This window comes from Algoriphagus sp. Y33, from assembly GCF_014838715.1.
GTDB lineage: Bacteria > Bacteroidota > Bacteroidia > Cytophagales > Cyclobacteriaceae > Algoriphagus.
In genome coordinates this window covers 1,766,643-1,778,529 of sequence record NZ_CP061947.1, presented here as the reverse complement: position 1 = coordinate 1,778,529, position 11,887 = coordinate 1,766,643, and the positions used below count along the sequence as shown (strand labels likewise).

The 11,887-nt window shown below is 42.1% G+C and carries 12 protein-coding genes; 2 read left to right on the top strand and 10 right to left on the bottom strand.

Annotation, left to right across the window (positions count from 1 at the left end; genetic code table 11):
* Positions 1-102: 102 nt before the first annotated feature.
* From ID165_RS07130 to ID165_RS07090, 10 genes are all read right to left on the bottom strand, one after another.
* The gene (locus ID165_RS07130) at positions 103-600 is read right to left on the bottom strand and encodes an HIRAN domain-containing protein (protein WP_192349671.1); all 498 of its coding nucleotides are present in this window, start codon (positions 598-600) and stop codon (positions 103-105) included.
* Positions 601-766: 166 nt separating this feature from the next.
* Positions 767-2,449, bottom strand: a complete 1,683-nt coding sequence (locus ID165_RS07125; RefSeq protein WP_192349670.1) for an AMP-binding protein — start codon at positions 2,447-2,449, stop codon at positions 767-769.
* Positions 2,450-2,525: 76 nt separating this feature from the next.
* Complete coding sequence (locus ID165_RS07120; protein ID WP_192349669.1) at positions 2,526-3,683, bottom strand: acyl-CoA dehydrogenase family protein; 1,158 nt, start codon at positions 3,681-3,683, stop codon at positions 2,526-2,528.
* 546 nt (positions 3,684-4,229) lie between these two features.
* Positions 4,230-4,574, bottom strand: a complete 345-nt coding sequence (locus ID165_RS26660; protein ID WP_225587019.1) for a transposase — start codon at positions 4,572-4,574, stop codon at positions 4,230-4,232.
* Between the two features lie 21 nt (positions 4,575-4,595).
* On the bottom strand, positions 4,596-5,279 hold the full coding sequence (locus ID165_RS07115; protein WP_225587018.1) for a transposase: 684 nt from the start codon (positions 5,277-5,279) through the stop codon (positions 4,596-4,598).
* Positions 5,280-5,625: 346 nt separating this feature from the next.
* Positions 5,626-6,213 (bottom strand): hypothetical protein, encoded by a 588-nt coding sequence (locus ID165_RS07110; protein ID WP_192349668.1) that lies wholly within the window; start codon positions 6,211-6,213, stop codon positions 5,626-5,628.
* Between the two features lie 374 nt (positions 6,214-6,587).
* Complete coding sequence (locus ID165_RS07105) at positions 6,588-7,103, bottom strand: thioesterase family protein (protein ID WP_192349667.1); 516 nt, start codon at positions 7,101-7,103, stop codon at positions 6,588-6,590.
* A 2-nt stretch (positions 7,104-7,105) separates the two neighbouring features.
* On the bottom strand, positions 7,106-7,741 hold the full coding sequence (gene pncA / locus ID165_RS07100; RefSeq protein ID WP_192349666.1) for a bifunctional nicotinamidase/pyrazinamidase: 636 nt from the start codon (positions 7,739-7,741) through the stop codon (positions 7,106-7,108).
* Entirely contained in the window at positions 7,719-9,215 is a 1,497-nt protein-coding gene (locus ID165_RS07095) for a nicotinate phosphoribosyltransferase (protein ID WP_192349665.1), read from the bottom strand. The genes pncA and ID165_RS07095 overlap by 23 nt, the downstream gene beginning before the upstream one ends.
* A gap of 55 nt (positions 9,216-9,270) precedes the next feature.
* Positions 9,271-10,083 carry a DMT family transporter gene (locus ID165_RS07090; protein WP_192351363.1) on the bottom strand — a complete coding sequence of 271 codons (813 nt, stop codon included), beginning with the start codon at positions 10,081-10,083 and terminating at the stop codon, positions 9,271-9,273.
* A 99-nt stretch (positions 10,084-10,182) separates the two neighbouring features.
* On the opposite strand from ID165_RS07090, the gene ID165_RS07085 reads away from it, so the two are divergent.
* Positions 10,183-10,686, top strand: a complete 504-nt coding sequence (locus ID165_RS07085) for a peroxiredoxin (protein ID WP_370539741.1) — start codon at positions 10,183-10,185, stop codon at positions 10,684-10,686.
* Between the two features lie 1,024 nt (positions 10,687-11,710).
* On the top strand, positions 11,711-11,854 hold the full coding sequence (locus tag ID165_RS07080; RefSeq protein ID WP_192349664.1) for a hypothetical protein: 144 nt from the start codon (positions 11,711-11,713) through the stop codon (positions 11,852-11,854).
* The last annotated feature ends 33 nt before the right edge of the window (positions 11,855-11,887 follow it).

Here is an 11,887-nt window from a genome sequence, read left to right as displayed (position 1 = left end):
ATACATTTAATGCTGATTTGAAGCAATTCACAATAAGGATTATTCCGTTGTGAAAACATTCAAGGGGGCCTCGGTAAAGCAATTTATCGAGGTCGTCTTTTTTCACCTCCTATACCAATCTCCCACCTCATCCGCAGCTGTGTCACTAAGGTTGGAACCGTTACCGGATCCCGAGGTGATCAGTTCTGCCCATATGCCTATTCCTACTTCCTGAAGTGAATGCTTGGATGTAACCATCCCGCTTAGTCGGACTCCGGCATCCAACAGATTGGCCAAGACAATATTTTCGTAAGCCGGCAAGTAGCCCAGAAAATGCCCCTGCCAGATCACTCCCACTGCAAAGCGATCATACTCATGTTCCGGAAATCTTGTGAAACTTACTCCATCACCTACGTTAAGTTCGGCTAGGTATTTTCCCAACCCGTAATACTGGACTCCACGCAGGTAGTTGTCATAGATCTTGATGGGTTGGGATATAATCCCCGATACCAAGTTGGGCTTCGGCACCATCCCGGGCAGGATCAGCGATACTCCCCCGAGTCCCATTGTTTTCAAAAATTCTTTGCGTCCCAAAGGACCGGATGTAGCTGACTTCTTCATCGTGCAGATGGATTGGATTTATCGCCTTCCAGCACATCCGGTTGAAACTTACCTAGCCCCAACTGGAGGTAACTATCTAGTTATTTGCAATATACCAGTCCCCGGAAACAAAAAAATACCCTGTACAGGGTATTTTTTCTCAATTTCGCAACTTTGCCGGCATTTGTCAGCCTTTTATTTTCTCCAAATGCGCTTCCTTTATCTTTCTTCTAAGAATCTTGCCCACATTGGACTTCGGCAATTCATCTACAAAGTATACCTCTTTCGGACATTTATAGTTAGTCAATGATTCGTGGCAGTGGGCAATAATTTGTTCCTCTGCAATAGTCTTATCCTTTACCACCAGGTAAGCCACTACTCGCTCGGTAGATCTATCATCCGGAACGCCGATCACCCCCACTTCCAAAACCCCCGGATAGGATGCAATGGCGTCTTCCACTTCATTTGGGTATACGTTGAAACCGGAGACCAAAATCATCTCCTTTTTCCTATCCACAATTTTGGTAAAACCATCCCCGTCCATCACACCGATATCTCCAGATTTGAACCATTCCCCCATCATTACCTCTGCGGTGTCTTTAGGTTTATTCCAATAACCCTTCATCACCTGAGGTCCCTTGATGCATAACTCTCCCCGTTCACCTACAGCAAGTGTATTGCCTTCGTCATCGATCACCTTAAACTCCGTGTTGGGAAGGGGAATGCCTATAGTCCCATTTCTTTCGGTACCATCGATGGGATTGCAGGAAGCCACAGGTGAAGTTTCGGTAAGCCCATAGCCTTCGGCCAACGGGGTTCCTGTCACAGCCATCCATTTTTCAGCCGTAGCCTTCTGCACAGCCATCCCTCCCCCTACTGCTATTTTTAACGCACTAAAATCAAGAGACTTAAATGCCTCTTGGTTAAGTAATCCATTAAATAACGTATTCACTCCCGTGAAAACCGTAAATTTCTTTTTGGACAATTCCTTACAAAACGCCGGCATGTCGCGGGGATTGGTAATCAGGAGATTATGCGCACCTATTTTGAGCATGGCCAGACAGTTTACCGTCAGTGCAAAAATATGATACAATGGCAAAGCAGTAATTACAATCTCCTCGCTCTCCTTCAGTCTGGGTTTCATCCAAGCGGAGATTTGCTGCATATTGGCTACAATATTTCCATGTGTCAATTCAGCACCTTTGGAAACGCCTGTTGTGCCTCCGGTGTATTGAAGAAATGCCGTATCCTGCAAGGTGAGTTCCACCGGCTTGAATTTGTGACCCGCACCTTGAGCTAAAGCTGACTTAAAGGAAACCGCCTGGGGAATATCGTAAGCCGGAACCATCTTCTTAATGTATTTGACCACAAGGTTAACTACCATACCTTTTAGTCCGCCGAGTAAATCCCCCAGTCCGGTAATTAGTATGTGCTTGGCTGGTATTTCATGTTTGATTTTTTCCAGATTTTTGGCAAAATTGGCTACTATAATAATCAACTCAGCTCCTGAGTCCTTGAATTGATGCTTCATTTCTGAAGGAGTGTACAAGGGGTTGGTATTCACCACGATCATTCCTGCCCTGAGAGCACCAAACATCGCCACAGGATATTGAAGCGTATTTGGCATTTGAATCACAATCCGGGAACCTTTTTTCAACCGTAAAACCTGAGTCAGATAGGAAGCAAAATCCTCACTCAACTTATCAAGGGTGTTATATGACATCGTTTTCCCCATGCATTCATACGCCACGGCATCACCATATTTTTTCACGCTTTCCTCGAAAAGCTCTGTCACACTGGAATAGGCGGTACAATCCACTTCCTTTGGCACAGAAGCCGGATAATGTTTAAACCAGGGGAAATCCTTCATGATATAGGTTATTATTGGGTTAATCTATTTTTGTTTAATTAATCAAAATATTGGCTTAGGTCAAAAGCTTTTTCTACTATTTCAAAATTTTTCTTGCGATAAGCTCCTTCATTATCTCATTTGTACCTGCATAAATCCGCTGTACTCTCGCATCGGCATATGCCCGGGCTACTCCATAATCCCACATATAGCCGTAGCCTCCATGCAGCTGCACACATTCATCAGCTACTTTACATTGCAGTTCGGTCATATTGTATTTGGCCGCAGAAGCCATAGCAGAGTCCAATTTGCCATCATTATGCAGCTGAACTAAATAGTCACAATAAATTCTGCCCTGCTCAAGCGATGCGCACATCTCTGCCAATTTGAACCGGGTATTCTGAAAATCAGCTATCGCTTGGTTGAAAGCCTTTCGCTCTTTGACATACTTGATAGTTTCCTGAAGCATATACTCTCCCAGCGCCACCGCAGCCAGTGCAACCACCAGGCGCTCCTGTGCCAACTCAGTCATCAAATATTTGAAGCCTTCGCCTTCCTTACCAAGCAGGTTCTCCTTAGGAACTCTCACATCTTCAAAAAAGAGTTCGCAGGTGTCCTGGGCATGCAATCCTACTTTATCAAATGGACGTCCTTTAGTGTATCCTTCCATCGTATTGTCCAGAAGAAGCAAGCTGATTCCCTTTGCTCCTTTCTTGGGATCGGTCTTCACCGCAACTACAACTACATCAGACAGATAGCCATTGGTAATGAAAGTCTTGCTTCCATTCACCAAATAATAATCCCCTTGATCGGTGGCACTTGCCCTAATTCCCTGCAAATCACTTCCTGCACCGGCTTCCGTCATCGCCACAGCGCCTATATATTCTCCGGCAATCATTTTCGGAATGTACTTTTCCAAGACATTTTCTGTCCCATAATGCAAGATATAGGGCATCACTATATCGCTGTGAAGCGGATATCCTATGGCCGGCGCCGAACAGCCACTCAGGCCTAGTTCTTCTATAAAAATAGCGTTGTATCTGAAATCCTGAATATTCATGCCACCAAGTCGCTCCGGTGCCTGTATCCCTAAAAAGCCGTTTTCCCCCAGTTTTAGCCAGCTTTCCCGGGATACCATCTTATTTTTCTCCCACTGTGAGTTGTATGGGGATATCTCTTTTGCTATAAAATCTCTTACGCTAGCTCTGAAAAGTTCATGCTCTTCTGTGAAAAAAGTTCGGGGCAGTCCAAACATGGGGTCTATAGTTTAGGGTTTAATTCAAATCAAAAATAGGGATTTTTAGAACCTACACTTTCACTTTGTCAGTGATTATGATTTTTTTTAAGACCAAATATTTCAAGCCGGTAGGCTTTCACCGGCATAAAACATCAATAGTTGCTTGCCTATGTGGTAAAGCTTTTTTTAACCAAATAGAAAAACATAGAGCTGAGCTGACTAGAAGAGTGGTTAATTTCTTGGCCTCTGTGAGCTCACTCACGGAAAGGGTTATTGAAGTCCGGTAGTGATAATACTAACAGCGGACATAACGATGATCAGATCTGAAAGACAGTGGGCCTTTGGTTTTAGCACTTTATGTACTTTGTTCCTTTTGTGGTGAAAAATGATCCCTGAAAAGTCATAAAGCGACCTGTCTACCTAATAGAGCAAATCTATACCTATGGCAAAAACTATGAGTCCTATGATCCTATGTGGTTTGAATAGTTTTACCACATAGATTCTGTGTTAAAACCCTATTAGAAATCGATATTTTCTTAAATTTAATTTCCAAGTCAGCATAAGCTAGACTGTTAAAGGAGTAGCAGCATCAGGTTGTTGCTCCTTTTTTAGTTCATACTCCAGCTCAAAGACTGTTTTGGTTTTATACAGGATGTACATCAACTCTAGGATTTTTCGCTGAACAGCCACGACAGCTTTCATTTTTATACCGTGTCTTCCGACTAGTCTCGCAAAGTTATTCTTGTATAACGAACAATTCTTGATGGCACAGAGAGCTGGTAAATGCACTGATTTGCGAAGGTGTCTATTTCCTTTTTTAGAGATTTTGGGTTTCCCTTTGACGGAAGTTCCGGACTGTTTTTCTCTTATATCCAAGCCTGCGTAGCTGACTAGCTGCCGTTTGTTCATGACCAGCTCAAACCCGTTTGTTTATGCTAAAGCAATTACTGCTGTTAATTCCCCCACACCTGGAATTGAAGTCATATAACTGATGTTCTCCTCCAGATTTGGATCGGACTTAACCAATAAATGGATTTCCTTCTTGATTTCCTTTTCCTGTTTATTAAGTAATGCTTTTCGGGCCTTTAGTCGTTTTAGGCTATTGGCATTCGAAAAAGCCTCTGCATTTTCGGCATGCAGTTGATTGGCGACAACAACCCTTTCACAGACGGTCTGGTCTCTTTCCCGGGTAAGCTGTTTAAGTTTTCTAAAGATGGGTTTTGGTGGAGTCCAGGTCTCTAGTTTACTTTCAAGACCAAACTGGGCGATGGCTTCAGCGGCGGTATTGTCTGTAATGGTCTTGATGGATAACGTCCGCATGTAATTACTGATTTTGTTGGGCAGAACGATGGCAACCTGCTGCTCTTGTCCCACCAACCAGTGGACGAATTTCTCATGGTAAACTCCCGTTGCTTCTAATACTGCTGTTAGGTCTAGGGATGCTTCGGTAAATGACTTTGCCCACTTGAGAAAAGCCTTAAATCCTGACATGTTGTTTGCGAACGCTTTTCTGGCTTTCAGAGATACACTAAAATCATCAAGAAGGACCCCAACTACACAGACCAATTCCTTCTGGGCTACATCTACTCCAACGGTTTGTTTGATCACATTCATAAAATAAATGGTTAGAACTAAAGAAAGTGAAAGTGGATGTCTCCCTTCCGTTTTGTCTCCTTGTCGACATTCAAGCTGTTACCAAACGCAAAAAAGCTTACCGGCAGCCATGCCGATGATCAGGTCTGAAAGACAGTGGAACTTTGGTCTTAGCACTTTATGTACTTTGTTTCTTTTGTGGTGAAAAATGATCACTGAAAATCCATAAAGCGACCGGTCTACCTAATAAAGCAAGTCTATATCTATGGCATAAACTATGAGTGTTATGATCGTATGTGGCAAAAGAAAAAACCCCAAATCAAATGATTCAGGGTTGGGGAGCAAGTGCAAGTGATTGGTTTAGAATTCAAATGTAAATATTACGTGTTCTGCCTTTAATGTCGGTTACTTCAAGGTAAACATCCTCAGGTTGAACTCCATTCAGTTTGTAGTTCTTTCGAAAGCCTTCAGGCTGGTTAACCATTTCCCTATGAACTAGTTTACCATCGGATACTCTCCTAATTTTCACCTCTACTCCAGCTTCTTCTAATCCTATCACCAAGAGATTAATAGTATTGTTGTCTACTTTTTTACCATAAGCCATCAATGGATATACTATTGGTGCCGTCTCTTCTTTCTCTACTGTCTCCACTGTGTAAATCACTTCTTCATTGTCAGTAGAAATCATTACTTGGTATTCTCCGCAAGGAAGTCCGCTCAGGTCATATGGAACCCTGATGTCCTCTTTTGCTTTCACCGATCGTGAATGAAGTTTTTTCCCATTCATATCGTATAGGGCAATTTTTGCTTTGCCTACTCCTTCATTAAGATGTATGGAGATTTTTTTATACTTAGAATGGACGGATGAATTTGCTTTCAAATCTTCCAGATCATTAGAAGCAAAAGTACTCGTAGCTAAAAGTCCTGCTAGTGCAAATGTGAATAAGGTTTTCATAACATGTTGGTTTAGAGTTATGCTTTCCCTTCTTGCGAACCATGTACCAACCGCCCCCACAAGTCCCTTTTCCACTGTTTTGAGCAGGCTTCCTGTTTGCAAAAATTAACATTGGCACAAAATAAAATTTGGATAAAGAGCTCTTTTGCAGACCTAAAGTGTACTGAAAATGGTCGATTTACTGAAAAAATGTACTGCAACCGAGCAGTTTAATCCCATTGTTCGGTAAAACCAGGTTACACCGTATTGCGGATGTTGGCAAAAATTAATTTTTCAAACATTTGTAAGAACCTGAAATCAAAAAATTTAAAAAAAACAAACCTGTACGCTCTTGTACAGGCCTTGTTCGCTGAGATACAGAAAATTGATCTATATCAATACTTTCTTAGCTCTTGAGTGACTGATTTTACCCGGTCTTTAATCTGGATTCCACTGATGTCTAAGTTCATTGAGGTCGCAGTGAGAAACTCATTCACAGCTCCCGTATGGTCTGTAGATTTTCCTTCGGCCAATGTGACATACCGCATTGTCGTCCACAACAGTGTCTTCAACTGCGTCTCACTATCATCCATCATGTAATATTCCAAAACCACTGTATTGTGATTATGCCAAATGATACGGCTCTTTATCCGTACCCACTCTCCTACCATCGCAGGCTTCACGTAAGAAATATTGTGATTGTATATCACCCAGGCAGCTTGGTATTTTTTAATGAAATCCATCATCTCTACTCCATAGAGCTTCGGTACCTGATCTTCCCGGGCGTTGAAGAAGTAGTCAAAATACTTGGCATTGTTCAGGTGACGTAGCGGGTCACAGTCTTGGAACCTAATCAGAACTCTGCTCTCAGTTTCTTTTGGATAATGTCTCTCAGGATTAAATTCAAACATAATCAATCTAAAATAGCTGTACTTTCAATAAGTTTTACTCCTGCATTTTTCATTTCTTCCAATGCTAAATCGCCATCCTTGGGATTAAGATTCACCGCTCGGGTAGCATCAGTGATCAGGTAGGTATTAAATCCGAGGCTGACCGAGTCCAGTGCGGTGAATTTCACGCAATAATCCTGCGCAAGCCCAGTCACGAAGACATTCATTATCCCTTCATTCTGAAGAAAATCTCCCAGCCCTGTGTCTCCTCTTCGGGCATTGTCAAAAAAACCTGAATAGGAGTCAACTCCCGGGTTTTTCCCTTTTTGAAAAATTGCCTTCCACTTGATGGGATTCAGTTCCTCATGAAATTCAGCCCCTTCGGATCCCTGCACGCAATGTATAGGCCAGAGAACCTGAGTCAAACCATTTAGTTCGATCACTTCTCCCGGATTTTTATCAGGGTGATTTGCAGCAAAGCTTCCATGGTCTGCAGGGTGAAAATCCTGAGTCGCCACTATAAAATCAAATTCCTCCTGTAGTGCATTGATGACAGAAACGACTTCATCACCCTGATTTACCGCCAATGCTCCTCCCGGCAAAAAATCATTCTGCACATCGATAATCAATAAGACGCTATTTTTCAGATTCATTCCCATTATCAACTTGTTTTGCTTTCAATACCAATTCCATTCTCAAATGATGAAGGTTTTCTTCCAGACCAATAGGATATAAATGGGGGTTTACCAATCTCTTATGTGTCTTATCCAAAGAATCAAGCTGCTTTTGAACTCTATCTCTGATTTGCGTGATTGTCGGAAGTGCATAGACCAATTTACCTTGATCGAAAATTGGCTTAAGCAGTATTTCTTCCTGATAGAAAGCAGGCATCATCCGCTTCCTCCTGGTCGGATCGTTCGGATCAATAATCAGTGCTGCCTGAGGATTCAGTTCTTGGGCCTCAAGGTAAATCATATCCGAAACTGCTTTTCCCTTGGAGAAAAAACGCTTTACAGTATGCAATCCCGGAATATTGATTTTTAGGGATTGCTGGGAAAGTTTGATTTTTGGAACCCATACTCCCTTTTCGTCACGTATTGCAGAGAGTTTGTAGACACCTCCAAGAGCCGGCTGGTCAAATGCCGTTACCAATTTCGTCCCCACGCCCCACACATTTATCGATGATTCCTGACCTTTCAGAGAGGTAATAATATGCTCGTCCAGATCATTTGATGCCACGATTTTAGCATCCGGAAAACCTGCTTCATCCAGCATCTCCCTTGCCACATTACTGAAATATGCCAAATCCCCTGAGTCTATCCGGATACCCACCATTTCTTTTCCCCTGCTTCTCAATGCATTCCCTATTTTAATGGCATTCTTAATCCCGTTGATTGTATCATAAGTATCAACCAGAAAAACGGATTGGTCCGGAAAAGCATCCGCATAGGCTTCAAAAGCTTCTATTTCTGTGTCGAAAGACATGATCCAGCTATGTGCGTGTGTGCCCGACACAGGAATTCCAAAAAGCTTTCCGGCCATCACATTGCTTGTAGAAGCGCAGCCACCGATATAGGCAGCTCTTGACGCAGCCAAACCTCCATCAATCCCCTGGGCACGACGTAGACCAAATTCCAAAATAGGTTCGCCTTTCGCAGCCAAGTTGATCCTGGCAGCCTTGGTGGCAATCAAACTTTGGAAATTGATAATATTCAAAAGAGGTGTCTCCAGCAATTGGCACTGGATCAATGGGCCTTTTACACGCACCAACGGCGTATTTGGAAATACCACAGTACCCTCTTCCACAGCATCTATATCGCAGCTGAACTTCATATCTCTGAGGTAATCCAAAAATCCGCTTTCAAACAGCACCTCGTCATTCTTTCCTTTCATGGTAGCCAGGTAAGCCAGATCTTCTTTGCTGAATTGGAAGTTTTTGCAATAATCGACAATGTAATCCAGTCCCGCCGCAATCGTAAACCCACCCTGAAAGGGATGCTTTCGAAAGAAAAGATTGAACACCGCTTCCTGCTCTGCTTTTCCTGATTTCCAGTAAGCATAAGCCATGGTCAACTGATAAAAATCCGTCAGAAGTGCCAACGAACCTTGATATAGATCTTTGGTGATTTTCATTGTTTGTTTTTAGCTTAGTTCAAAAATAACCTGCTTTAGATTCCTGTCCAATTCATTATGAAACTTGCTTCACCCTCATATTGAGTAGAATTCCCAACAAAACAAGTCCCATCCCCGCGTAAACCAAGGCGCTGAATGTTTCTCCGAAGAAAAAGAACCCAAATAACAGCGCATAGACTATTCCTATATAGGTAAGACTGGAAACCTTAGAAACATTCGCATTTTGGTAAGCAATCGTCAAAAAGTACTGTGCAGTCTGCGTACACATACCGATGAAAAGCAATATTACCCAGTCCCACCCTACCGGATTTACCCATCCAAAAGCAGATACAATCAATGCAAACGGCAGTGTAACTAGAGGAAAATAGAAGATAATCACCAGAGGATGCTCTGTATTTTTAAGCTTTCGGATGACATTATAGGCCAAACCTGAGAATATCGCAGAGAGAATACCCACGATAGCCCAGAATGTATCTACCCTCGCATCTACTCCCTGAATAAGCACAACACCCGCAAAGGAAATCGCAAAGAATAAAAACTGAATGGGTTTCACCTTTTCCTTAAGTAAAAACACTCCGAAAATCGTAGTGAAAACCGGTGACAAATACTGAATAGTCACCGCACTGGCCAATGGTATGTTTTGCAGCGTATAGAAGAAAGAAATCAATCCTATCGACCCCACTATACCACGGATAATCAGCCATTTTTTATTATTTCCGAAGACATTGACTTTTTGTTTTTTTAGAACCAAGTAGCTAAAAATCAAAGAGAAAACTGATCTAAAAACTATGATTTCTATAGCGGGAATATGCGGAATGTACTTTACAGACACATTCATCAGAGCGAAAAATATCCCAGCCAATAGCATGGACTGGACACTGTTAATCTTCAAAATTATTACTTTTTATTACTTTTCAGAGTGATCCTTTTCTAAGGAAATTGAAATGGTAATAGTTCAAAAAAAGTTGTGAAATACAAGTTATTCCACGAACCATTATCAGCGACTTGGGTTTTAGTATTTATGGCATTAAAAACGGGAAGTATTGCACCGGAATTCAATCTCAAATCCACCGGCTCTAAAACAATCAATTCGTCCACTGATTTGAAAGGCAAACCCTTCATCTTATACTTTTATCCGAAAGATTTCACCAAAGGGTGTACGGCTGAGGCCTGTGAATTTAGAGACCAATTTGAAGCATTTAGAAATCTGGATATTCCTGTACTGGGAATCAGCAAGGATGATATGGAAACTCATGAAAGATTTAAAAAGGAACATAGACTTCCATTTGATTTGCTTTCAGATCCTTCGGGTAAAGTGTGTAAATCTTACGATGCGCTCATCCCTCTGATCAAAATGCCGAAGCGCATCACCTATCTCATTGACAAAGACCACAAGATAGCGGCAGTGTTCTCAGAGATGTTTGAGTCAAAAGGACATATCCAAAGTATGCTGAAAAATCTGCAAAAGTAGATTGCTTCAGCTTTGTGCCCAGTTTATCAATGACTAATACCAGCAAGCTTTGAGCGAAGACTCCAAAAATCTCCCTTAGCGCCATTGAACCTTTGCGGGAGGCACTATTCAAACCTTCGAGGATAAAAATACCTCAAAGGTTATAGATGATCCCGTAAATCGTCATTCGCATTTCATAAATACAATGAGATTGCTCCTTACTACGGGATCGCAACGCTTTGCTCGCGATGACGGATAACTTCAGCTTTGTGCCTCAGCTTTGTGCCTCAGCTTCACAATGACGATAACCGAAGATGTGTGGTTTACTCTCGGGATTCATTGCCTTGTCCGTCGTCATTGCGAGGAAAAACCAATGACCAAAGGGAATTGGTTTTGACACGGCAATCTCTTATGAGGGCTCATTACAACGAGAGCACCGCGCTTTGCTCGCGATGACGGATAACTTCAGCTTTGTGCCTCAGCTTCACAATGACGGATAACCGATGATGTGTGGTTTACTCTCCGGATTCATTGTCTTGTCCGTCATTGCGAGGAAAAATCAATGACCAAAGGGATTGTTTTTGACGCGGCAATCCTTTCTAACACTTGGATCGCTTCGAAATTCGATATTCATCATTCGGCGTTCGGGATTAGCTTATTTACGATTTACAAAGTATGATTTAAAGCATTAGTTTAATTTAGTTACATTAATCTGATCCCACGGTATTCTCCAAACAACTAGTTGAGTCAACTTCCTAGAATAAATCTTCACTCTTCGTTGATCCCGTAAATCATCATTCGTATTTCATAAATACAATGAGATTGCACATTACTACGGGATCGCTTCTCCACCTTAGGCGGATCGCGATGACGGATGACTTCAGCTTCACAATGACGGATAACCGATTCTCCTTTGCTCCGCCGCGCCTTTTCGGGATTCAATCCAAAATCACAATCCATCCCACAATTCCCACGTTTCGTCACATACTTTTGCAAAGACTTTCGGGTACCGCTAATCTTGGACTATCAATTAGAACGATAATCAATGAACACCAAGAAAGTCTATTATTTCCTGATCCTTTTAGGAGTTATCTATACGATCATATTGACGTTCTCGGACGGCAATGAGGAGCATAAAAAACCTGAGAAGACCACGTTGACTATTAAGACAAATCTAATTGAACCATAATAATTCAACCAGTTAATTTACACTAGAATATGA